Here is a 24,881-nt window from a genome sequence, read left to right as displayed (position 1 = left end):
CAAACGTTGAAACGAAATCAAAATAAGAATATGATGGTAAAGGATATAAAGTTGACAATTGTGTGATCTTTATTAGGATTCATGATAGACTATTAATACATTATAATAGTACCAACTACTAAAAGTAAGAGGGAGTTTTTTATGGATATTATTCTCGTTTTGGTTTTAGCCTATTTAATAGGTTCGATTCCTTCAGGTCTATGGATCGGCCAAATTTTTTATAAAACAGATATCCGCAAGCACGGTAGTGGCAATTTAGGTGCAACCAATACATTCCGTGTGCTAGGAAAAAAAGCAGGCATTGTCGTCACCTTAATGGATATTTTGAAAGGAACAGTTGCTACCCTTTTACCAACATTAGCTGTTTTTTCTAACAGTGGTGTACATCCTCTTATTGCAGGTGTTGTGGCAGTATTCGGACACATGTTTCCTATTTTTGCTGGCTTTCGAGGTGGTAAAGCCGTTGCTACTTCAGCGGGCATACTACTCGGTTATCATTGGCCAATCTTTATTTTATTAGTCATTGCTTTTTTACTTTGTCTAAAAGTATATAAAATGGTCAGCCTAGCTTCTATGTTTGCAGCAATCGTAGCTTTTATTTATGCGCTTGTCTATGCTATCTTACAACAAGAATATCTACTTTTGATCATTATTACGATACTTGTAGTCTTTATATTCTATCGCCATCGTTCAAATATTTCACGGATTAAAAACGGTACAGAACCTAAAGTTACTTGGTTATAGTGAAAAAGGAGTGTTCACATGAAAATTGTGATGACAGATCAGGCTCTAAATTGGTTTTATGACGAAATGGAAGTCGAAGCAGGTGATTCTATTCGCTTTTATGCACGATATGGAGGAGCTAATCCCTTCCACGAAGGCTTTTCACTTGGCATGAGCAAAGATGATCCCTTGAATCCTTCAACGGTTTTACAACATAATGGTGTCACTTTCTTTATCGAAGAAGATGACGTTTGGCTTTTTAATGGTCACGACTTAATCGTAGACTTCGACAAAGAACGCGACGAACTTCGCTATGAATATAGATAAGTAACACGCCATTGTTTTAATACATGAAAAAACAGAGCACAGAATGTTGATGGAAAACATTCTGTGCTCTTCCCTATTACGTCTATTCATCATTTGTAAAAAATTCTTGTTTCATTTTTTAATCTTGTATTTCTGCGATTTCTTTATACTTATTGTACCAAACTTCATCTACACGATTGAACGCAACTGGTCGGAAATTCTCTTTTTTTACTACGATATGTTCAGAAGTCGCAGTAGCAGCGATTGTACCATCAGTATGTAAAATTTCATAAGCATAAACTGTACGCATGCGGTCTTGTGATTTTACCCAAGTACGGATGATTGCTTTTTCTCCATAGCGCATGGCTGCTTTATAGCTAATGTTTACATTCATAACAGGTGAAACATAGCCATCTGCTTCAAATTTTATAACTGAAAAGCCAAGATCATGAATCAGTTGAGTCCTTCCTAATTCCAACCAGATCACATAATTAGCATGATATACGACACCCATTTGATCGGTTTCTGCATAACGAATTTCAATTTCTTTTTCACTAACAAACATTTCTTTCACCTCTTTCCTTAGTATAGCGAATTTTCATTTAAAAATCTTATATGAATATTTTTTTGATAGGGTAAAACTTCACTCAATGAGAGATTTCTTTATCCTCATTGGATATCCTCTTTCCTTACTCATAGGCTCTTACTTTCTTTGTCCTTAAATGTGAAGCAAAAAAGCCTTCAATGATTCAAATTCTAAATCATTGAAGGCTCCTATAACTAAAGGTGAAGCTTCCATCAGTTGGAGTTTTCTTCATCCCCCACTGATGGTTAGCTAAACCAATACACAATGGGGGGTTCTCTTCATTACTCGCTAGTGTTAGTTGAAGCAAGCCTCATCAGGTTTCACAGATAGTCGATTCCTCGCATCTATTCACTATTTTGTACTAGATCTAACTGTCTGTTGATCTGAAACAAGATAAATTATCTCTTACTAGCTTCTTTTGCCCCAAATAAGCCGATCGACTTATTTTTATACCAAACACTGTTCCAATAATGATGTGGCACTGGACCATTCCCAGCGTATGGCGCAATTTCTATCGTTAAACCAGGTTTCTTTTGATTGATAATAAACCAATCTGCAGAAGACCCTGATCCTCTATAATACAATGGTGGTACCACTGAATATCCTGTTACTTTAGCAACACTTTTGGCTAGTTTTAAATCCCTTTTTAAGTTAGCTCCCTTTTGGAAATTGAACCAGTAAACAATTTGTCCAGATGAATGATACGATAAATCTGTTTTAAAATGATGACGGCGTACAAAAGCTTTTAACGACTGTGCTTCTGGTTCAGAAAATACGGATGGTCCTTTATAATCCATGTAGGATTTGGATGTGTAAGCTAAATACTTCCATAATCCATCGAAATTTCGATTTAAATCGACTCCACGGCCATTTGCTTTCCAGCGTTTAAAATTGCTACTGCCGTGATTGTATTGTTTAAGACGTGCTCTATACTTTGAATCTATTGAATTTATCCCCTTTTGAACAAGTGTAACACCATCAGGATTCATCATTGGGACAAACCAAATACTGGTTTTATTCAATGTACTTTTGATATTATATCCTGCGAAAGAAGAACCCTTACGATAAGCGACCGTATAATTATCGATCATTTCCATTAAAACATTTGTCGTCATATGTTCCCTTGCATGGATAGCTGCGTCCATTAAGATTTCTTTTTTTCCATTGCCAACACGTAATGCATAGATAGAGCGTCCTTGTACGGAATGCCCTATTTTTTCAATCCTCGTAAATTCAGGATATAATTGTGCAACTACACGAAGATAATAATTGTACATTCCATAAGTAATATTTTTAGTAGGGTTGACCATATTGGAATGATTGTAGTATTTCAGATTAACATACCCAGATTGCCCCATAAAATCGATAATTCCTTTATTCCCCTTCAATCCTTTAAGGGAAACAACTTGGCCTTTAGAAATGGTTCCTATTTTACTTCCTTTTGAGGAATAAACGGAATTTGTCGAACTCACTGTTAATGAAACAGGATAGGTAGCTTTTAACAATTTGCCTAGCGAAGCAGATTTTTCTGTAGGGATCGTACCGTTTTTGGGTATCATATAGGCTTCATGACCAATTTGAATGGTATGATACTTAGATGTAGATTTCGCTATTTTAACAACAGCCCCATTCATCAATGTGCCTATCGCTTTATATTTTCCTTTCACAGCCTTATATAATTTGACAGAATTTGTCGCTACTTCTACATAGCTATTTTTCTTATAAGTTATATTTACTTGGTTAAAAGGGATATATCCCTTTACTCCTGCTACTGACACAACATAATAATTGGGGGCTATATCCAAAACTTTGAAAGTTGTAGCATTGGTACCGATCACCAAAATTTTCGAATGACTGTCTTTTGATTCATATATTTTAAAATTACGTTTTGTTTTGATCTTTAAATTACGTTTTTTTGTCAACACTTCTGGTTGATCATTAGAACCCATTAAATTTTCACTTTGAATCCAATATGTATACCCACCAATTTGCACTGCATAATAATTTTCATTTTTTGATTGTTCAACGCTATATGTACGATCACTTGCAGGCAATGTCACATTTGTCGGCTGTAAGGATTCTGGTGTGACAAGGATAGAATCTGTCCCTATTTTCGCAAAATGAAGTACATTTTGAAATTCACTGTCAGTTGTATTAGGTAATTCAGCACTATCATCCGACAATTCTTGAACATTTGAATAATCTTCAGCAGAATTTGAAACTTTTACGTTCTCCTGATTATTCTGGTCAGTCGCAAAAGCATGAATAGATAGTAAACCCATGGACAACATGAAACTGGTTGAGTATAAAATGAATCTTTTTCTTTGTTTTATCATGTAAACATATCACCTCATTACATTTTGAGTCATTTAATAAAGTGGAGCTTCACGTACCTGAGTGTTTTACTTTTTACTTCCTATTAATATGGGATTAAACCAATTATTTGGTAGACTCTTCTTTATCATACACTTCTCAAGTTACTTATTAAAGACACGATAGGCTCCTCTATCAAAGTTTTCGTTAGCAAAAAAATACATGTGCACAAATAATTGTGCACATGTATTGAAATTTTAATCAATCATAAACTTATTTTTCTAATTTATGACGTAATACCATTTGTAGGATACCACCATTACGGTAGTAGTCTACTTCAACTTCTGAGTCAAAGCGAGCAAGTGCTTTGAATTGTTTTGTAGAACCATCTTTAGCAGTTGCTGTTACAGTTAAAATATCACGAGGTTTTACATCATCTGTGATATTAACTGCAAATGTTTCTTCACCAGTTAAACCTAGAGATTCAGCGTTTTGACCATCAACAAATTGTAATGGAAGAACGCCCATCATCACTAAGTTAGAACGGTGAATACGTTCATAAGATTCAGCAATAACTGTTTTAACACCTAGAAGGTTAGTACCTTTAGCTGCCCAGTCACGTGAAGAACCCATACCGTAATCTTTACCAGCAAGTACTGCTAAGCCAGTGTGGTTTTTAGCATATTTCATAGCTGCATCATAGATGTATTCAACTTCGCCTGTTGGCCAGTAAGTTGTGAAACCACCTTCTGTACCTGGAGCGATTTGGTTACGGATACGGATGTTCGCAAATGTACCGCGCATCATTACTTCGTGGTTACCACGACGAGAACCATAAGAGTTGAAGTTACGTGGTTCTACACCTTTTTCGCGTAAGTATTTACCAGCAGGGGTGTCTTTACCGATTGCACCTGCAGGAGAGATGTGGTCAGTTGTGATAGAGTCACCAAATTTAGCTAACACGCGTAAGCCAGAAAGCTCTTGAATAGCTTCAGGTTTAGCAGACAAGTGTTGGAAGAATGGTGGGTTTTGGATGTAAGTTGATTTTTCATCAAATTCATATAATGAATCAGTTGAAATTTCGATTGCATTCCATTTTTCATTCGCATTGAACACTGTTTCATATTCTTTTTGGAACAATTCACGAGTAACGACTTTATCTAATACTGAATTTACTTCATCAGATGATGGCCAGATATCATCAAAGAATACGTCTTTGCCATCTTTGTCTTTACCAAATGAATCATTTTTAAGGTCTACGTCAACAGTACCAGCTAATGCGTAAGCAACAACCAATGGTGGTGAAGCTAAGTAGTTAGCTTTTACTAATGGGTGTACACGACCTTCAAAGTTACGGTTACCTGAAAGTACGGAAGTTACGAATAGATCGTTTGATTTAATAGCTTCTTCGATTTCAGGAAGTAATGGACCTGAGTTACCAATACATGTAGTACAACCATAACCTACAAGGTTAAAGCCAAGAGTATCTAAATATTGTTGTAAACCAGAGTCTTTTAAGTAACCAGTTACAACTTTAGATCCTGGTGCCAATGAAGTTTTAACCCATTTTGGAACAGATAAACCTTTTTCAACCGCTTTTTTCGCAACAAGACCTGCAGCGATTAAAACATATGGGTTTGAAGTATTTGTACAAGAAGTGATAGCAGCAATTCCAACAGCTCCTGCAGGAATTACAACGTCACCGTCAGCAAATTTAGCAGTTGCTGTTTTAGTGAATTCATCTTCTGTTAAACCGAAGCCTTGAACACCAGATGGTGCTACAACAACTTCATGGTAGCGTTTTTTCATGTTAGAAAGTGGAATCAAATCTTGTGGACGTTTTGGACCAGAAAGGTTTGTTTCAATTTCTGCTAAATTAATTTCTAATACATCTGTGTAAGTTGGTTCTAATGCTGGATCAAAGAACATATTATTAGCTTTTAAGTAAGCTTCTACAACTTGAATGTGTTCTTCATCGCGACCAGTCAAACGCATGTAATCGAGTGAAACGTTATCAATTGCAAAGTAACCACAAGTTGCGCCATATTCTGGAGCCATGTTAGAAATTGTTGCACGGTCAGCTAAAGGAAGTTCAGGTACGCCAGGTCCGAAGAACTCAACAAATTTACCTACAACGCCTTTTTTACGTAATTCTTGTGTCACTTTAAGTGCTAAGTCTGTAGCAGTTGAGCCACTTGGAAGTTTACCAACAAGTTTTACACCAATAACTTCTGGAACTGGGAAGTATGAAGGTTGTCCAAGCATACCAGCTTCAGCTTCAATACCACCAACGCCCCATCCAAGAACACCAAGACCGTTGATCATTGTAGTATGTGAGTCAGTACCTACAACTGAGTCTGGGAATGTTTCGAATGTGCCATCAGTGCCTTCGTTAACATGAACAACTGGAGCTAAGTATTCCAAGTTTACTTGGTGAACGATACCAGTTGCTGGTGGGACAGCACGGAAGTTATCATAAGCAGTTTGTGCCCATTTTAAGAAGTTGTAACGTTCAGCGTTACGTTCAAATTCAAGGTCCATATTTGCTTGTAATGCAGAAGCACTACCGTATTTGTCTACTTGTACTGAGTGGTCAATAACAAGATCGACTGGGATAGCTGGGTTGATTTCATTTGGATCTCCACCCATTTCTTTCATTGCTGTACGTAGTGATGTTAAGTCAACAACTACTGGCACACCAGTGAAGTCTTGTAAAACTACGCGAGATGGTTTAAAAGGTACTTCAGCTTTGCCAATTACATCTTTACCCCAATTGGCTAGGTTATCCACATGTTCTTCTTTGATGACATAGCCGTCATATTGACGTAATACAGATTCAAGTAATACCTTAATTGAATAAGGAAGGCGTGAAACTTTTGCGATGCCAGCTTCTTCAATTGCAGCTAAACGATAAAAGTTGTAAGTTTTACCGTTAACTTCGAATGAAGAACGACTGTTATGCAAGTTGTTGTTTGCCATTGTTTGGTTCCCCCTCTAAATTAACTAATGAAAAGGCTTTATATGAGCTACTTTTCTCCACACATAATAATAATCGAAAAAGATACATAAGTAAATAACATTAAAATTATACTTTGTTATAATTTTTTTGAATGACCATCAATCTAGAAAGCGTTTACGAGTATTTTCTTTAGGAATTTCACAATTTTTTCTCGATTTTGTGAATTTATGACGATTTTTAGAAATAATTTGATAACAATGATCACGTATAGAAACCGGAACTATTTTTAAAAGAAAGAACAAGAAAAAAGGAAATTTTAATTTTTTTACAATAAACAATACTGCGTTAGATTCTGTTAATATTTTTCCGTTATGATAAACAACAACGGAATCAAGATTTTGTGTTAAATTTGGAGACAATAATGTTGCTGCTATCTCTCCCTGCAATGATGCAAATATCAAAGTAGGCTTTCTTTCATATTTTAAAACGAACTGTACAGATTTTTGGCAAAATCCACAGTCGCCATCATAGAAAAGAATCGAATTCATAATCTCCTCCCCTTTTCTTTAAAGCTATAATGAGTCATGTCATAAATGGTCATCCACTTAAAATACACCGCTTAGAGTGAGCATTTTTTATTATATTATTCATCTATTAAAAAACTTTTTATGTACCAGTTGGAGCAATCGCTCAAAAAAGTTTACTTGAATCTTGAAGTGATATTTTTATACTGCCCGTTAGAGCGGTATAAAGTGGGATATATACAATGGCTCCTACTTTCTTCCAACTTTTTATTTGCCCCTTGAAATGAGTTCTTACGATCTGTTAATATGCGATGACAATTGTAATACTCCATAACCTTTAAACATTCATAGTGTAACCGACTATACATGATTTTCACTGCTCGCATCATCTGTAACTGTTTCATTCCCATGTTACCATAGATAAGTTTTAGTTTTCCATAATGCAACAACATAGCAAAATGGAAATATATGAAAAACCATTTATATAGTGGCTACCTATATGTTTATCCCACAAAGCAAAAAAACTATTTAGGAAAACTAATTTCTTAGTCTCCTAAATAGCCATTCATCTGTTGGATCTTGTTAACTAAATTGTACACGCTTTTTTTCATAATTTTTAATATAATCTTCATATTTAAAGGTTAATGCAATTTCATCCCAACCGTTTAAAAGCATTTCCTTATAATAAGGATTTATTTCAAAATGATAAACTTTCCCATCAGCTGTTAACGTTTGGTTTTGAAGATTTACTTCTGCCTCCAATACTGATTGTTCACCTTTTGCTAATAATTCTTCAATTTCCGATACTTTCAATTCAATAGGCAAAATACCATTTTTGAAGCAGTTATTATGAAAAATATCCGCAAAACTTGGTGCAACAACCACGTTGAAACCATAGTCTAAAATGGCCCATGGAGCATGTTCACGAGATGATCCACAACCAAAATTTTCATGAGCCACTAAGATTTTAGAGCCCTTATACTTAGGTTGGTTTAAAACAAAATCTTCTATTGGCTGCCCGTCTTGATCGAAACGCCAGTGGTAAAAGACAAACTGACCAAAACCTGTTCGTTCAATCCGTTTTAAAAATTCTTTTGAAATAATTTGGTCCGTGTCGACATTTTTGCGATTTAAGGGTGTGACGACACTTTTTACGATATTAATAGGTTCCATATTTTACACCTCCATCACACAGGTACATTCATGATTTCGCGAACATCTACAAAGTGACCAGCAATTGCGGCAGCTGCAGCCATCGGAGGGCTTACAAGATGGGTTCTTGCCCCTGTACCTTGACGTCCTTCGAAATTACGGTTCGATGTTGAAGCACATCGTTCACCAGCTGGTACAACATCCTCATTCATTGCAAGACACATACTACATCCTGATTCACGCCATTCAAAACCAGCATCCTTGAATATTTTATCGATTCCTTCCTCTTCAGCTAGCTTTTTCACTGAATGAGAGCCTGGAACGACAATCGCACGAACATTTGGATGAACATGCTTTCCTTTAATAACATTAGCTGCGGCACGCAAATCATGTAAACGTGAATTTGTACAAGATCCGATAAAGACATGTTGGATTTCAATATCCGTTAATGGTGTACCTTCTTGTAAATCCATATATGTTAATGCTTTTTTCAACGCCTGTTTATCTGATTCTTCTGTGTAATTGGAAGCATAAGGAACTGTTTTTGACACACCGCTTCCCATTGAAGGATTCGTACCCCATGTTACAAACGGTTCAATTTCTGATGTTTCAATCACAAGCGTTTTATTATAGGTCGCATCTGGATCAGAAGCAAGTGATAACCAGTATTTTTTAGCTTCCTCAAATTTGTCTCCTTGTGGTGCATACTTGCGTCCTTTAATGTAGTCAACAGTAATCTCATCAGGGCTTATTAAACCAGCTTTTGCTCCCGCTTCAATGGACATATTACAAATTGTCATACGTTCCTCCATTGATAATTTATGGATCGCATCACCCGTAAATTCAACAATATGTCCAGTACCTACATCAATACCAAATTTCGCGATAATAGCAAGAATGATATCTTTAGCCGTTACGCCAAAGCCAAGCTCACCTTTTACGTGAATTTGCATCGTCTTTGGTTTACTTTGCCAAAGTGTTTGCGTTGATAATACATGTTCCACTTCACTAGTACCGATACCAAATGCAATGGCACCGAAAGCACCATGAGTTGATGTATGGGAATCACCACATACAATCGTTTTGCCTGGTTGAGTTAAACCAAGTTGTGGACCAATAACATGTACGATTCCTTGATCTGGATGCCCCATATCTGCTAATGGAACACCAAATTCTTCACAGTTTTTGGCTAATGTATTAATTTGTGTCTTGGCAATTGGGTCATTAATGATCGGTAAGTTTTTTGTAGGTACGTTATGATCCATTGTGGCAAAACAAAGATCTGGTCGACGAACTTTTCGATGGTTTAGGCGAAGCCCCTCAAAAGCTTGTGGAGACGTTACTTCATGAAGCAAATGAAGATCGATGTAGAGTAAATCTGGTTTTCCATCTTCGTGATATACTACATGTTGGTCCCATACTTTTTCTATAATATTTTTCCCCATTATTCTTCACCTATTTTCTTTTCTAAATATAAGTAGTTATAATACTGTCTGACACAAAGCTAGGATCTATTTTATTTAAAACTTTTTCTGTCCATTCATCTGTGGTTAAAGCTTGGTTTCCAGAAGTCGCTAAATCTGATGTGAAGAAACCATCATTAAAGGCGGCATTAACCGCATGTTCGATTTCTGTTGCTTCTTCTTTTAAGCCAAATGAATAACGTAGCATCATAGCAACTGATAAAATGGTCGCAGCTGGATTAGCAATACCTTTTCCTGCGATTTCAGGTGCTGAACCATGAACTGGTTCATATAATCCGAAATTATCAGAGCGAATACTTGCAGAAGGAAGGACTCCTAAAGATCCTGTTATAACAGAGGCCTCATCACTTAAAATATCTCCAAACATATTTTCTGTGACAAGAACATCATAGGCTCCCGGATTTGTAATCAGCTTCATAGCTGTTGAGTCAACTAAACTATGTTCAACTTCTACATCTGGATATTGTGCTTTTTTCTCATCAACGATTTGTCTCCACAAACGTGATGTTTCAAGGACATTCGCTTTATCCACAGATGTTAGTTTTCCTCTTCGAACGCGAGCTAATTCAAATGCATTTTCAACAATGCGTTCAATTTCAAGACGACTGTATACTAATGAATCTATTGCTTCTTCGTTTGTACGCTTACGTGGCTCACCAAAATATAAGCCACCTGTCAATTCACGTACGATCAGCAAATCAACTTCTTTTACTAAATCATCTTTCAGAGGAGAAGATTTTATGAGTGATGGAATAGCCTGAACGGGACGCAAATTTGAAAACAAATCAAAATGCTTGCGAATACGTAATAATCCTTTTTCAGGTCTTAGCTCAGCTGGATTATGATCCCATTTTGGACCACCAACTGCCCCTAAAAGAACGGCATCACTTTCTTCACATAATTCAATTGTTTCTTGTGGAAGTGGATCCCCATGCTGATCGATGGCAGCACCTCCAATCGTAGCATATGCAATATGAAACGTATGGTGGAATTTTTTGCCGATAGCTTGTAGCACTTTAACCGCAGAAGCAACAACTTCAGGTCCAATCCCATCACCAGGTAAAACGGTAACTTTTTTCTCCACAGTAACTCCTCCTCAGATACTAAACTGCTTCTAATTCATAAACCTATACATACTAATATTCATTATATTTTCCGCATAATTTACTTAAAGAAGCAGTGGAAGCTGCTTCTTTAAGTTATAGAATAAGACATTCATTTATCAGGGTTGAGTCAAGATTATGCTTTTGTACCAACAGTTTCTTTGTTCAATTTTTTACCTACAAATGGCATCATTGCACGTAATTCTTCGCCCACTTTTTCAATTGGATGTTCAGCTTCAGCCTTTTTGATCGCATTGTATTTTGGACGACCTGTTTCATTTTCTTGGATCCATTCTTTCGCAAACTTACCGTTTTGGATATCCGTTAAAACAGCCTTCATGTTTGCTTTTACATCTTCAGTGATCACACGTGGACCTGATACATAATCGCCCCATTCAGCAGTATCAGAGATAGAGTAACGCATGTTAGAGAAACCTCCTTCGTAGATCAAATCAACGATTAGTTTCATTTCGTGAAGACATTCGAAGTAAGCACTTTCTGGTTCATAACCTGCTTCAACTAATGTTTCAAAGCCAGCTTTGATTAAGTGAGTTACACCACCACAAAGTACTGCTTGTTCTCCAAATAGATCTGTTTCTGTTTCTTCTCTAAATGTTGTTTCAAGAACACCTGCGCGAGCTCCACCAATACCTTTTGCATAAGCCAAACCAAGTGCCTTTGCTTGACCAGTTGGATCTTGATAAACACCGACTAATGCAGGAACACCAGCACCAGAAACATATGTGCGACGTACTAAATGTCCTGGACCTTTTGGTGCTACTAAGAATACATCTACATCTGCTGGCGGTACGATTTGTTTAAAGTGAATGTTAAAACCATGGGCAAATACTAATGCGTTTCCAGCTTCAAGACCTGGGGCAATTTCTTCTTCATAAACTGCTTTTTGTTTTTCATCTGGAAGTAAGATCATGATGATATCAGCTTCAGCGGCTGCTTCTTTAACAGTTTTTACAGGAAGTCCATCATTTTTTGCTCTTTCAGCTGATTTTCCTGGACGGATACCAACTACTACATCGTAACCAGATTCTTTTAAGTTTTGCGCATGTGCATGACCTTGTGAACCGTATCCGATGATTGCGATTTTTTTACCTTCTAATACTTTTTCGTCGATGTCTTGGTTATAATACAATTTTGCCATTTTAAATTCCCCCTGGGTTTTTAGTTTTTTTATTTTTATTGTAAAATCGAAAGTTGCGGTGATGGCTTCAATTGAGCATCACGTACAAATGCAGTTACACCTGTACGAGTCAGTTCTTTGATGCCATACGGCCGAATCAATTCGATAAATGCATCGATCTTTTCTGGATTACCAACGATTTGATAAGTGACAACATTTTTTCCCATATCAATGATGGAACCGCGGAAAGGATCAACAATTGAATTGATTTCGGCACGCAAATTCGGTGGAGCCACTACTTTAATAAGTGCCAGTTCTCTCATAACGATAGATTTATCCGTAATATCGTTAACTTTGATAACGTCAATTTGTTTGGATAACTGCTTTACAAGCTGTTCAATTTTTGCTTCATCTTCAACATTGACGATGAACGTCATTTTTGAAACACCTTGTTGCTCGGTATGACCAACAGTGATGCTTTCTATATTGAATTGACGTTTCATTAATAGACCTGTAACACGGTTTAAAACACCACTTTGGTTTATAACGGTAACAGTAATTACTCTTTTCATCCTTTTTTCACTCCAATCATTTCAGATAGTCCTTTTCCTGGTGCTACCATTGGATTTACTAATGTTAGTTCTTTCACTCGGCAGTCTACCAAAACAGGTTCATCTGATTCGATCGCTTCTTTGAATACAGCTTCCATGTCGTCCACTTTTTCTACTTTGTAGCCTTTGATTCCATAAGAATCAGCAAGTTTGACGAAGTCTGGTTGTACTGGTACCAATGAAGAAGAATAACGTTCTTCATAGAATGTTTCTTGCCATTGGCGAACCATTCCTAAGCAACTGTTATTTAAGATGAAAATTTTTACTGGCAATTTGAATTCTTTCAATAATGCGAGCTCTTGCATGGTCATTTGGAACCCTGCATCACCAACGATGGCTATAACCTTTTCATCAGGATGAGCAAATTGTGCACCAATGGCTGCTGGGAAACCAAAGCCCATCGTTCCTAAACCACCGGATGTTACCCAATGATGATCTTTTTTAAATGGATAGTATTGTGCTGTCCACATTTGATGTTGACCAACATCCGTCACAATAGTTGCTTCACCATTCGTTAAACGATGGATTGTTTCAACTGCATATTGAGGATAGATCGTCCCATCGCCATCATCATCATACCAAAGTGGATACTCTTCCTGGCATTCATGTAAATATTCATGCCAAAGTGTTAAATCCTGTACCTCAAATGTTTGCTCTAATAATGCGAGTAGTGCTTCTTTAGCATCAGCCACAATTGGAATTTCAGTCGGTACGTTTTTACCGATTTCAGCCGGATCAATATCGATGTGAATGACTTTTGCATTTGGTGCAAATTTCTTTAGGTTACCGGTTAAGCGATCATCAAATCGAGAACCAATGTTTAAAAGTACATCGCAATTATTAATAGCCATATTGGCTGTAAATGTTCCATGCATACCAGCCATTCCAAGGAAAAGTTCATGATTTCCATCAATGCTACCAAGTCCTAATAGTGTATTTACTACTGGGAAATTGTATTTTTCCACAAATTCAGTTAATTCTTTTGAAGCATCAGCTGCTAAAACACCAGCACCTACTAATAGAAGTGGTTGCTTTGCTTCACTGAGTAATGATACGGCTTTTTTTATTTGCAAATAATTTGGATGCAATGTTGGTTGATATCCCGGTAAGTTGATTGTTGCTTCTTCTACTGCATTCGAATCGAAAATAGCATTTGCAATATTTTTCGGAATATCAACGACAACTGGACCTTTACGACCTGTTGAAGCTATATGAAAAGCTTCTTTGATGATTCGTGGTAAGTCCTGAACATTTTTTACTTGATAATTATGTTTTGTAATTGGTTGCGTGATTCCGACAATATCTGCTTCTTGGAAAGCATCCGTACCAACAACAGTTGTTGCAACTTGACCAGTAAAGACAACGAGTGGTAAAGAATCCATCATAGCATCAGTTATTCCAGTAACTAAATTAGTAGCTCCTGGACCAGAAGTAGCAATGACTACCCCTGTTTTACCTGATACTCGTGCATAACCTTCTGCTGCGTGAATAGCACCTTGTTCATGACGAGCAAGAATATGCTTAACCGGATTACGGTAAAGCGCATCATACAAAGGTAAGACGGCTCCACCTGGGTATCCAAATATTATTTCAACGCCTTGGTTTTGTAACGATTCGACAAAAATCTCAGCACCCGTTTTACTGGCTTTACATTCATGATCAACTTCTTGATCAGTCGCAGGTTGTTGTTTCTTTAGCGGAACTTGTGCATTCATCATTGAACTCCTCCCTAGGAAATTTGATTTTTATTAATAAAAAAAGCTTTTTCATCCACGCAAAAGAAGACCTTTGCGTAGGGATGAAAAAAGCTTCCATGGTACCACCCTATTTTTATAGTCAAAAAATAACTACCTCATGAATAGAACAATCTATTCTTTGCTTAACGAGCACAAAAGTATGCGCCCGAAACTACCTAATTGCGTTAGCGTTTAGTAGTTCACTCCGAGGGGATGTCAGTATTAGTTGTATCATCGGTTCTCAGCAACCCGATTCTCTGTAAATACAAAGTTCTAATACCTTTAACCTCATCAACGTTTTATTGTTTATTGGATTTGAAATTATATTTTCATAACTCCACCTGTAGAAGCGGAAGTCACTAATTTTGAATAACGAGCTAAATAACCTTTTTTAATCTTTGGTTCAAATGGTTTTAAATTTGCTCTTCTTTCAGCTAAAACTTCAGCTGGGACAAGTAATTCTATTGTCCTTTTCGTTAGATCAATGGCTATCTTATCGCCATTTTCAACTAATGCTATTGGACCGCCTTCAGCAGCTTCTGGGGAAATATGACCGATTGAAATACCACGAGAAGCTCCCGAGAAACGACCATCTGTGATCAACGCGACGTCCTTCCCTAAACCACGTCCCATAATCGCAGAGGTAGGTGCAAGCATTTCTGGCATTCCCGGTCCACCTTTTGGACCTTCATATCGTATAACCACGACATGTCCTTTTTGAACAGTACCATCATCAATTCTTGCCTGTGCTTCCTCTTGAGAATCAAATACAATTGCTTCTCCAGTAAAATCTCGAATGGATGGGTCAACTGCCCCTACTTTAATAACTGCCCCATCTGGAGCAATGTTACCAAACAAGACGGACAAACCACCTACCGGACTATAAGGATTGTCTTTTGTACGAATAACTTCTGTATTCGTAATTTCATGTCCCTTCACTTGTTCCTCGATGGTTTTTCCTGAAACCGTTATGCGATCTTTATGAATAGCACCCGGAATCTTACACAACTCATTGATAATAGCACTAATACCACCAGCAAGATGAACATCATTCATAGAATAACTTGATGCTGGCATTATCTTAGCTAGATAAGGAACACGCTTGGCAACCTCGTTGATATCTTCGATGTTATAGTCAATTTCTGCTTCATTTGCAATAGCTAGTGTATGTAAAACGGTGTTTGTTGAACCGCCCATCGCCATATCGAGTGCAAATGCATCATCAATTGTTTCTTTTGTAATAATATCACGAGGTTTAATATCCTCTTTAACCATTCGTATTAAATGTTTTGCTGCTTCTTTCACCAGTTCATATCTTTCTTCCGATGTAGCAACAATTGTACCATTACCTGGTAAAGCCATTCCGAGCATTTCCATCAATGAGTTCATAGAGTTCGCTGTGAACATTCCTGAACATGAGCCACAAGTTGGGCATGCACTTTCTTCAATTTCTTTTAATTTTTCCGCAGTCATCAATCCACTTTTATAGGAACCAACACCTTCAAAAACAGAAGTGAGCGATAACTGTTCACCTGTAGATAAATGGCCAGCTTCCATAGGACCACCGGAAACAAATACGGAAGGTACATTCGTTCGAACAGCTGCCATTAACATTCCTGGTGTGATTTTATCACAGTTAGGAATATAAAAAACGCCATCGAACCAATGCGCATTAATAACTGTCTCTGCTGAATCCGCGATTAGCTCACGACTCGGCAACGAATAACGCATTCCGATATGTCCCATCGCAATACCATCATCAACACCAATGGTATTGAATTCAAATGGAATGCCACCTGCCTCACGAATTGCTTGTTTAACCACTTCACCAAATTTTTGAAGATGAACGTGCCCTGGAATGATATCAATATATGAGTTACAAACTCCGATAAATGGTTTATCTAAATCTTTCGTTTTAACACCAGCAGCGTATAATAAACTGCGGTGTGGAGCTCGATCGACTCCTCTCTTAATCATGTCACTTCTCATTATGAAACGCCCCTTATTTTACTGTAGCTTCTTCTTCGTATACTTTGACGCCTTCTTTTTCAACGATTTCACGGAAACCTTCTAAAATATCTTTTGTTACCTTTCCTGGTTTTCCGTCACCAATTACTCGGCCGTCAACATTTACTACTGAGATGACTTCGGCAGCTGTTCCTGTTAAAAAAACTTCATCTGCAACATAAACATCATGTCTTGTAAATACGCCCTCTTCAGCAATATATCCGCGTTTTTTCGCAACATCTAAAATAGCATTACGAGTAATACCTTCTAACGCACCAATATATCCTGGTGGTGTTATCAATTTTTTACCTTTGACGATAAAGATATTATCCCCAGAACCTTCTGCTACATACCCTTCATCATTCATCATCAATGCCTCAGAAACACCAGCCTGTGTCGCTTCAAGCTTTACAAGTATATTATTTAAATAATTTAATGTTTTTGTTTTAGGACTTAACACGTCAGATCGATTCCGTCTGCTTGATGCAGAGATAATTGAAATACCTGTTTCGTATAATTCAGCTGGGAATAATGCAAGTGGTTCTGCAATAACAATGACACTTGCTCCTCTTTTGCATGTTGATGGATCGATTCCCAAATTTCCTACACCACGAGATACAATCAGACGAATGTATGCACTGCGTAATTTATTTGCTTTTAAGGTATCCTTCACAATTTCGGTCATTTCCTCAATCGTGTAAGGAATGGTAAGTAAAATTGACTTTGCTGATTCGTATAAGCGAACTAAATGTTCTTGTAAGTGAAAGACATTGCCATTGTATGAACGAATTCCCTCAAAAACACCATCGCCATATAAAAAACCATGATCATAAACAGAAACTTTAGCGTCTTCCCTTTTCACTAAATTTCCATCAAGAAAAATTAACTGCTCCCCCACACTCTCACTTCTTTCTGTAAATTACAATAAAATGTTTATCAGCTACTCGCCTAAAAAACATTTATTAAATTGTTGCTATCATAGTACGTATTTCCATCGAAGTCAACAGTATTTTTAGAATTGTCAACTAATTTCGAATTTTGAATACTGTTTGTATACGTTTTTATCCCGTATAAGTTAGACTTTTTCTATTTTTTGTTTAAAATTAAATTTTTAGAAAAATGAATTAATTAATTTAATTTCGAAATTTCCATCTGACATAATTTAACTAGTTTTTACACAATTATGTTAGCAACATTTTCTTTTCTGTTAAACGTAACAAAATATTTTCAGAAGCCTATTTTTCTTGTATTTTTGAAAGCGGAGCTATTTCATAAATATATTTCAGCTTATAAATACGAACAATTTAACACATATCATTTTTAATATTCAGATTTAGCTATTTCACTTTGGTTGAGGATTTCAATAGAGATTGGTTTCAATTTATCTCAATGATGTCAGGTACAAAGCCGTGTCACAGGACATAATGCTTTTAGACGCTGTCATTAAACCCCTTCTTTGAGGATTCAGCTCAAGCTTTTTTGTGAAGAACTCTAGATTTGCTTCGTTACATCAACAACACTGCACGAAAAAATGTATGTATTTTCGAGGACTAATTGTTTTTCGCTGCTCAATATTAAAATGATATATCCTAAAACGTTCGCATTTTTATAAAAAGCAGCCAATAAAGTAAAGCTTCCATCAGTGGGGGTTTTCTTCATCCCCCACTGAAATAGAGGAACTCAGGTTAAAAGCGCCACGTCCTGTGACAACACCTGAGTGACCAACATCTTGTTGTCCCAAACCAATCGGGCGCATGCGGCAGTTGATCTCCCACCTATCTTTCTCGTTTTTCTCTAAACCTTGAGAGGTAGGAGTCTTACTGCCCGTTAACGCGGGATAAAAGAAGAAAACATCCGACTGTATCCATAATTGATCATTAGAAACAAAAAAGTACAATTCAAATTAATGTTGAATTGCACTTCTTCCACTTTTCGGACAGTCCCATCTCATTTGTTTTCTTCAGATTGTTTTATTGAAATAAATATCGCTAATATGAATGCAATAACCGCGAAAACAAATGAACCAGTATAAACAGAACGTATTCCTCCAGCTATAATTTCGATAATCCGATGAATTTGTTGAGCAGAAAACAAAGTATGATCAAATGAACCATTTAGATTAATAGATTCTGCATCGATTTCTTTTAATGGATGACTCGTTGTGATATTAAACAATACGCCGAAAATAGCTGCACCAATCGATTGACTAAACGTATTGATAAAAGAATTTAGCCCAATAGCTGTACTTAATTGTTCTTCTGTAGAAGATGCTTGGACTGCAATAATAAGCATTGGTGCGATAAAACCCATTCCTGTTCCTAAAATTCCCGTAGCAAGAAATACAAAGAGCGGACTTGTGGTAGAAGATAAAAACATTAACATCGTCGTTGAAATGACCAACAAGATGGTCCCGATTTGGATGATCCTTTTATTTGTTATCCACCCAACTAATTGACTGGATAAAATGGCGCCAACCGTCCACATAACAGAAAGAGGAGTTAGCATGAGTCCCGCCTCTGTTGCATTTTTTCCTAATACAGATTGCGCATAGATCGGTAAGTATGCTGAAATACCGATAACAATCGCCATACAAAATAAAGTTAAACCATTTATGACATTCAACCGTTTATTTTTAAATAATGTGAGTGGAATAATTGGTTCATCCGTCCTATTTTCAACAAAGATAAAGATACCAAGAAATACAATGGCAGTTATATAGAGTATACATTGTGTAATGGTTGTCCATTGCTGAGTATTACTTCCCTCTATAAGTGAGTAAAGCAATGCCATCATACCAATTGAAAAAAAAGACGCGCCTAAATAATCAATTTTTCGTGATAAAATGATTTTTTCCTCTTGATAATATTTAGCGATTAAAATGATGGTCCCAATCCCAAAAGGTATATTCAATAAAAATATGAAATGCCAAGTTAACTGATCCACGATAAATCCTCCAATGAGAGGACCTATAACACCTGAAACTCCCCAAACCATACTAATATAGCCTTGCCCTTTTGCTCGTTCCTTTTCTGTTTTAAAAAGCTCTCCGACCATTGTTAAAGTAATAGGCAAAATAGAGCCTGCCCCTATACCTTGAATTGCCCTATAAACGATGAGAAGTCCCATTGATGTGGCCATACCGCATAATAACGAACCGATTAAGAAAATCGTAATCCCAGCTATGATTATTTTTTTCCGCCCCAATAAATCAGCTAGCTTTCCAAAAATAATGGCAGAAATCGCCGATGTTAATAGATAAGCAGAATAGATCCAACTAATTAGTTCAACGCCAGATAGGTCAGCCGTAATGCTTGGAATGGCTGTCGATACAATCGTTCCCTCTATTGCCGCCAAAGCAGTTGCAAGTAGGATTGCCACAAAAACTTTATTCATATAAAAACCCCAATTCTATAATTCAACTTTCCTTACCACTAATTACTTATGTTAACATGAAAAGATAAAATAACCTACTTTCTACCTTTTGTATCTAGTATATATTGAAAATTTTTGCTACTATGGATAAGTATTTTATAAAAATACCTTATTTATAGTGAAAATTAATATGTTTAGGAGGTAATTACATATGTGGGAAGATTTTAAAAAATTCGCTTTGAAGGGAAATGTTGTGGACCTAGCAGTCGGGGTTGTTATTGGAAGTGCTTTTGGTAAAATTGTTTCTTCATTGGTAGCAGATATCATTATGCCTATTATAGGGCTTTTAATAGGGAAAGTAGATTTTAAAGGTTTACATTATCACGGCATTATGTATGGTAATTTCATTCAAAATACATTTGACTTTTTTATCATTGCATTTTCTATATTCATCTTCATCCGATTAATTTCAAAACTACATTTCAAAAAGAAACAAGAAGAAATTGTTGAAGCGGCAGCAGTTGAAACAACTGAAGACGTACTAAAGGATATTCGTGCATTGCTTCAAGAGAAAAAATAAAGCAGTCGTTAGAGGAGCTCAAGTTTCATCTTACATAAAAAAGCACAGAACAAGTACCCTGTGCTTTTTGTATGCGTATTTTTTAAAAAGACTGCAGGTAAGCCTTTTTATGCTTACTTTCCGTCTTCAATAATGGTTTCCATATCAACTGCAATTGTATCATATGGTACATCTTTATATCCGCTATAGCTTTTTACTACAATACCATCTTGGTTCACTAAGAAAAAGCTTGATCCATGAATAACCTGATTCGAATTTGGATCATCTTTGACTAATGTTTTAAATGATTTTAATGCAAATTGAGCAATATCATCTTGAGAGTAGCCTGTTAGAAGATCCCATTTTGAATCATCTGCTACAGGGTACTGCCCTATATATTTTTTTAGTCTCGCAGGTGTATCTGTATCAGGATCCACACTAAATCCAACGATTTTGTAATCTTTTAATCCCTTTTTTTCAAAAGATTTTTGGATATCTGTCATATTTCTTGTCATTGGTGGACATATACTTGTACAATTTGTAAAGATAAACATGGCAAGCCACGGTTTTCCTTTCAAGCTTTCTAATGATACCTTATCACCATTTTGGTTCGTATAGTTGAAGTCTTGCACTTTCCAGTCCGTTTCTGCTTTAAACTTTTCACTACCACCGCAGGCAGATAATAGTACAGATAAAACCAAAAATAATGATGCTATGATCCATCTTTTTTTCACTTTGTCTTTCACTCCTCATCTGCATCCATCTTAACGAATTGTACCACATTTTACAAGAACGCTGTTTGAAAGCTTTAAGACGAATTTGTGAAACAGTCGATAGGCTTATTTTAAATTCAGCAGGGCATCGTGAATTGCTTGAAGTTTTGTTTCAACTCGATGCATTAAATAGAATGATACAAATATCGGAAATCCCATTTCTTGAATAATCGTAATCCATTCATCCATCACAATTCCTCCTTCCTAGTTCCCATCAATTCGACACTCCAAAAAGTGTGCTATAAAGTGAAGCTTTTACACCGTATTTTCTTGATTCCAACTGTGTACATACGAGGGGGACCTAATTTTTTTAGGCTGCCGCTCCCCTGCTTATTCTCCTTTTACTGGAATCTTGAACTAAGTGGAGTCTTCCTATCGTTAAGGCGCTATTAAAAAAGCTGCCTGCACTATCAAAAAGATAGAAAGGCAGCTTTCTCTTTATCCATTATGCATGTATCTCAGTGACTGTACGTTCTACATAACGAGCACCTACAATTTCTGAAAGTGATGCACCATTGATAGCAAATACATTACTTGCTAGCACCGTATCCATCACTTGATATACTTCTTCAGATGTTAAATTACTTTTAGGTGCGTCAACACTGATAGAACAGTTTGCTCCATTAGCGGTTTTAAATTGTAATTGCAGTACCTTTGCCATTTCTTTTCCTCCTCTACTATCATCTTTTCGAATCAATTTTGTATTGCTTCTTGCGTTGCTATACTAGTCCCGATAAACGGGTATTCAAACAAACTAGCAAGCGCTGTTCCAACGATAGCCAAGTTATCCAATGATGCTTGTTCTGAAATATTTTGATATGTTTTTGTTTTTTCAATGACTTGGCCTTTTTCATTCAAACCTTGTGAAAATTTTAACCGTAGTGTTGCTTTTTCAAATGTTTTCATCGCCATCTCCATCACCTCTCTTTCACTAATTACATAGACTTTCATCCTTCAAAAGAGGACAAGGAGTGCAAATTTTTTATTTACCTTTTATAATAGTAGGGAGGTGAATGCGGTGTTAAACGGTCCTTTTTTGTGGTTTATACTATTTTGGGTGGTCGTACTTATCGGCACGATAGCAATCGGCGGTTTCTTCATGTTCCGTAAATTTTTGAAATCCATGCCAAAAGATGATGGTAAATCTACTTTAGATTGGCAAGATTATTATGTAAACAAAACTTTGCATTTGTGGCATCAAGAAGAAAAGGATTTATTAAATGAATTAGTCAGCCCTGTTCCAGATCTATTTCGTGATGTTGCCAAGCAAAAAATTGCAGGTAAAATTGGCCAACTTGCATTAGATGAAAAAGCAAAGAAGATTGATTTTGACTTAATCATTAGAGGATACATACTTGCCACGCCAAAACGTGATCATAAATTCTTACGGAAAAAATTAAATCAAATGGATATTGATATTTCTCCTTATGAAAACTTTTTAGATGAATGAAAGAGTAGACTCCACAATCTCTTTGAGACAAGATTCTTCAAAAGTCAAAAGCACGAATGCCGATTGAGCAGCATTCGTGCTTTTGATTGTCTAAATCATATGACAAAGAAGACCTCTTCTGAAACAAACTCATTATTCAACTATGTTGTAAAAAGCGTAATTCTTTTTCCACTTTTTTATATTGGATCAACATCGCAATACGCCATGGTAAAATCATCGAAAAGGCTAGTATCCAGAACATACCACCAAGCTCTCCAAGATGGAAAGAACCACTTAAATACACCTTTGCAACCGTTCTAATAACCAATAAGCCGATTAATATGAAAAAGAAAGCTTTAGAAGGCTTCAAATAAACTTCATCATCTAAAACTTGGAATTTTGAGGTTGCAATAAGAACTGTTGAAAAGACTATACCAGCAATAACTGCCTCTAATACTTGCGGCCATGCCACATGAAAATAGTCAAAACAGAACATAAATGCACCTGATGACATAGCAATTGGTGGAATAATAATCTTTTTCACACTTGCAGGTTTTTTGGATGATCTAGAACGAATAATCATCATCATAATCCCCATTAATACAACAGCCACAGTAGAGCCAAGTAGCATAAATTGAGAAGGAATTGAACTTAACATCTCACAATCACCTATCTTTAAAAAATTATTCTATCATTTGACGTATAGTCGATACTAAACGTTCCCTCTCAAAAGGTTTTGTAATAAAATCTTTTGCTCCATTTTTAAGCGCTTGTAAGATAAGCTTTTGTTGTCCCAATGCAGTAACAACACAGATTTTTGCATTTGGATCATCTTTTACGATTTCCTTTGTAGCCTCTAATCCTGACATGACTGGCATTGTAACATCCATCGTCACAATATCAGGTTGTAATTTGAAATATTGCTCAATTGCTTGCTTTCCATTTTCTGCTTCTCCAATTACAACAAATCCTGCCTCTTCAAGCATCGTTGTAATAGCATTACGCATAAACAACGTATCATCTACTACTAATACAGTTGACAACAATTTCACCCCATCACATTAATCTAAAATTAAAAGCCCTGAAATCCACCAAAAATTGGTGTTAATAATTGATTTAGGTATGTCATTCCATCAAAGAACAAAATAATTCCTACCGCAATCATGATATAACCACCAATTTTAACGATTTTTTGGCTATTTCTTCGAATCCAATTCATCCGTGAAATAAAGAATGACAGAACAAAGAATGGAATTGAAAATCCTAGTACGTAGGCTAACATATATCCCATCGCAGACTCTGGATGTGTAGAACCCAACAAAATAATTGAAGCTAATATTGGTCCTGTACAAGGTGTCCAACCCGCTGCAAAAACAAGTCCAATAAGCATTGATCCTATATATCCTGATGGTCTATTTTTAAACTCGAATTTATGATCTTTCATCAAAAACTCTGGTGTAAAAATCCCCGTAATGATCAGACCAAAAACAACAATCAAAATACCCCCGATTTGACGGATTAACTCGTCATATTGGACAAAGAAACTTTTTACAAAGGTTGTTCCAAAGCCTAATGCGATAAAAATCACAGAAAAGCCCAGTAAAAAGAATAATGTGTGTAAAACTGCTCTTTTTTGTAACATTCCTTTTTCATTTTTTAACTGATCAAAAGAAATACCAGTTATGTATGAAAGAAATGCTGGATAAAGAGGCAATGTACATGGTGAGATAAAGCTTAAAAAACCTGCCCCAAAGGCAAAAAATAAATTTATGTCTGTATTCATATGCAGATGTCGCTCCTTATAAATTCTACTACCATGTTACCAAACTTTACATAAAAATTCTCAACTTTTAACTGTGAAATTTTCTCGAACATTTAACATGTTACGACTATTATAATGCTATTTGACTATAAAAGCGAAGGATTTATATGGGATTTCATCTTATATTTTTGTACTATTAGGAATTCGTGGAAAATATACGTCTTATCGATGAGAAGAATTTAGGGCTATTTTTCCTGATTTATAGCAGAAGAAGTGGTGCGAAAACAATTTTTTCTACAATAAATAGCTTACAAAAACAGGCGTGTTGATTATCCAATTTAATC

At 36.2% G+C, this 24,881-nt stretch carries 24 protein-coding genes and 1 other annotated feature; of the genes, 4 read left to right on the top strand and 20 right to left on the bottom strand.

Annotated features, from left to right (window positions below):
• Positions 1-141 precede the first annotated feature (141 nt).
• Positions 142-744, top strand: coding sequence for a glycerol-3-phosphate 1-O-acyltransferase PlsY (gene plsY / locus FEU33_RS06730; protein ID WP_146548642.1), 603 nt, complete (start codon positions 142-144; stop codon positions 742-744).
• Positions 745-762: 18 nt separating this feature from the next.
• The gene (locus tag FEU33_RS06725) at positions 763-1,050 is read left to right on the top strand and encodes a HesB/YadR/YfhF family protein (protein ID WP_146548641.1); all 288 of its coding nucleotides are present in this window, start codon (positions 763-765) and stop codon (positions 1,048-1,050) included.
• A gap of 118 nt (positions 1,051-1,168) precedes the next feature.
• On the opposite strand, the gene FEU33_RS06720 is transcribed toward FEU33_RS06725, so the two are convergent.
• From FEU33_RS06720 to FEU33_RS06655, 13 genes are all read right to left on the bottom strand, one after another.
• A complete protein-coding gene (locus FEU33_RS06720; RefSeq protein WP_146548640.1) occupies positions 1,169-1,594 on the bottom strand; it encodes an acyl-CoA thioesterase in 426 nt (141 codons plus the stop codon).
• A gap of 419 nt (positions 1,595-2,013) precedes the next feature.
• On the bottom strand, positions 2,014-3,951 hold the full coding sequence (locus FEU33_RS06715) for a M14 family zinc carboxypeptidase (RefSeq protein WP_146548639.1): 1,938 nt from the start codon (positions 3,949-3,951) through the stop codon (positions 2,014-2,016).
• A 250-nt stretch (positions 3,952-4,201) separates the two neighbouring features.
• Positions 4,202-6,907, bottom strand: a complete 2,706-nt coding sequence (gene acnA, locus FEU33_RS06710) for an aconitate hydratase AcnA (protein ID WP_146548638.1) — start codon at positions 6,905-6,907, stop codon at positions 4,202-4,204.
• Positions 6,908-7,045: 138 nt separating this feature from the next.
• Entirely contained in the window at positions 7,046-7,435 is a 390-nt protein-coding gene (locus FEU33_RS06705; protein WP_146548637.1) for a thiol-disulfide oxidoreductase DCC family protein, read from the bottom strand.
• Positions 7,436-7,993: 558 nt separating this feature from the next.
• Positions 7,994-8,584 (bottom strand): 3-isopropylmalate dehydratase small subunit, encoded by a 591-nt coding sequence (gene leuD, locus FEU33_RS06700; RefSeq protein WP_146548636.1) that lies wholly within the window; start codon positions 8,582-8,584, stop codon positions 7,994-7,996.
• 14 nt (positions 8,585-8,598) lie between these two features.
• On the bottom strand, positions 8,599-10,008 hold the full coding sequence (gene leuC, locus FEU33_RS06695) for a 3-isopropylmalate dehydratase large subunit (RefSeq protein WP_146548635.1): 1,410 nt from the start codon (positions 10,006-10,008) through the stop codon (positions 8,599-8,601).
• Between the two features lie 22 nt (positions 10,009-10,030).
• Positions 10,031-11,131 carry a 3-isopropylmalate dehydrogenase gene (gene leuB / locus FEU33_RS06690; protein ID WP_146548634.1) on the bottom strand — a complete coding sequence of 367 codons (1,101 nt, stop codon included), beginning with the start codon at positions 11,129-11,131 and terminating at the stop codon, positions 10,031-10,033.
• A 155-nt stretch (positions 11,132-11,286) separates the two neighbouring features.
• Positions 11,287-12,309 (bottom strand): ketol-acid reductoisomerase, encoded by a 1,023-nt coding sequence (gene ilvC / locus FEU33_RS06685; protein ID WP_146548633.1) that lies wholly within the window; start codon positions 12,307-12,309, stop codon positions 11,287-11,289.
• Between the two features lie 35 nt (positions 12,310-12,344).
• Entirely contained in the window at positions 12,345-12,860 is a 516-nt protein-coding gene (ilvN, locus tag FEU33_RS06680) for an acetolactate synthase small subunit (protein WP_146548632.1), read from the bottom strand.
• Entirely contained in the window at positions 12,857-14,614 is a 1,758-nt protein-coding gene (gene ilvB, locus FEU33_RS06675) for a biosynthetic-type acetolactate synthase large subunit (RefSeq protein ID WP_146548631.1), read from the bottom strand. Before ilvB ends, ilvN begins: the two co-directional genes overlap by 4 nt.
• Before the next feature lie 76 nt (positions 14,615-14,690).
• Positions 14,691-14,939, bottom strand: a binding site (T-box leader).
• 17 nt (positions 14,940-14,956) lie between these two features.
• Positions 14,957-16,624, bottom strand: a complete 1,668-nt coding sequence (ilvD, locus tag FEU33_RS06670; protein WP_146548630.1) for a dihydroxy-acid dehydratase — start codon at positions 16,622-16,624, stop codon at positions 14,957-14,959.
• 13 nt (positions 16,625-16,637) lie between these two features.
• The gene (ilvE, locus tag FEU33_RS06665; protein WP_146548629.1) at positions 16,638-17,540 is read right to left on the bottom strand and encodes a branched-chain-amino-acid transaminase; all 903 of its coding nucleotides are present in this window, start codon (positions 17,538-17,540) and stop codon (positions 16,638-16,640) included.
• Positions 17,541-18,589: 1,049 nt separating this feature from the next.
• Positions 18,590-20,035 carry an MFS transporter gene (locus tag FEU33_RS06655; protein WP_146548627.1) on the bottom strand — a complete coding sequence of 482 codons (1,446 nt, stop codon included), beginning with the start codon at positions 20,033-20,035 and terminating at the stop codon, positions 18,590-18,592.
• Positions 20,036-20,225: 190 nt separating this feature from the next.
• On the opposite strand from FEU33_RS06655, the gene mscL reads away from it, so the two are divergent.
• Positions 20,226-20,594 (top strand): large conductance mechanosensitive channel protein MscL, encoded by a 369-nt coding sequence (gene mscL, locus FEU33_RS06650; protein ID WP_146548626.1) that lies wholly within the window; start codon positions 20,226-20,228, stop codon positions 20,592-20,594.
• 113 nt (positions 20,595-20,707) lie between these two features.
• Here the strand turns inward: mscL and FEU33_RS06645 are convergent, their stop codons facing one another.
• The 4 genes from FEU33_RS06645 to FEU33_RS06630 form a co-directional block, all read right to left on the bottom strand.
• A complete protein-coding gene (locus tag FEU33_RS06645; protein WP_146548625.1) occupies positions 20,708-21,307 on the bottom strand; it encodes an SCO family protein in 600 nt (199 codons plus the stop codon).
• A gap of 105 nt (positions 21,308-21,412) precedes the next feature.
• Entirely contained in the window at positions 21,413-21,535 is a 123-nt protein-coding gene (locus tag FEU33_RS06640) for a YvrJ family protein (protein ID WP_146548624.1), read from the bottom strand.
• 256 nt (positions 21,536-21,791) lie between these two features.
• Positions 21,792-22,007, bottom strand: coding sequence for a DUF2922 domain-containing protein (locus FEU33_RS06635; protein ID WP_146548623.1), 216 nt, complete (start codon positions 22,005-22,007; stop codon positions 21,792-21,794).
• Positions 22,008-22,039: 32 nt separating this feature from the next.
• Entirely contained in the window at positions 22,040-22,258 is a 219-nt protein-coding gene (locus FEU33_RS06630; protein ID WP_186731336.1) for a DUF1659 domain-containing protein, read from the bottom strand.
• A 106-nt stretch (positions 22,259-22,364) separates the two neighbouring features.
• Here FEU33_RS06630 and FEU33_RS06625 point away from each other — a divergent pair, with 106 nt between their 5' ends.
• Complete coding sequence (locus FEU33_RS06625) at positions 22,365-22,796, top strand: DUF2621 domain-containing protein (RefSeq protein WP_146548621.1); 432 nt, start codon at positions 22,365-22,367, stop codon at positions 22,794-22,796.
• A 136-nt stretch (positions 22,797-22,932) separates the two neighbouring features.
• Here the strand turns inward: FEU33_RS06625 and FEU33_RS06620 are convergent, their stop codons facing one another.
• Genes FEU33_RS06620 through FEU33_RS06610 form a run of 3 tightly spaced genes read right to left on the bottom strand, consistent with a single transcriptional unit; the run spans position 22,933 to position 24,558 of the window.
• The gene (locus FEU33_RS06620) at positions 22,933-23,433 is read right to left on the bottom strand and encodes a CcdC family protein (protein WP_146548620.1); all 501 of its coding nucleotides are present in this window, start codon (positions 23,431-23,433) and stop codon (positions 22,933-22,935) included.
• Positions 23,434-23,458: 25 nt separating this feature from the next.
• Positions 23,459-23,818, bottom strand: a complete 360-nt coding sequence (locus FEU33_RS06615; RefSeq protein WP_146548619.1) for a response regulator — start codon at positions 23,816-23,818, stop codon at positions 23,459-23,461.
• A gap of 29 nt (positions 23,819-23,847) precedes the next feature.
• Complete coding sequence (locus FEU33_RS06610) at positions 23,848-24,558, bottom strand: cytochrome c biogenesis CcdA family protein (protein WP_146548618.1); 711 nt, start codon at positions 24,556-24,558, stop codon at positions 23,848-23,850.
• Positions 24,559-24,881: the final 323 nt, after the last annotated feature.

This window comes from Rummeliibacillus suwonensis (assembly GCF_007896435.1).
GTDB lineage: Bacteria > Bacillota > Bacilli > Bacillales_A > Planococcaceae > Rummeliibacillus > Rummeliibacillus suwonensis.
Note: the sequence above shows the minus strand (reverse complement) of the source record. Positions and strands in the feature narration are given on the sequence as shown.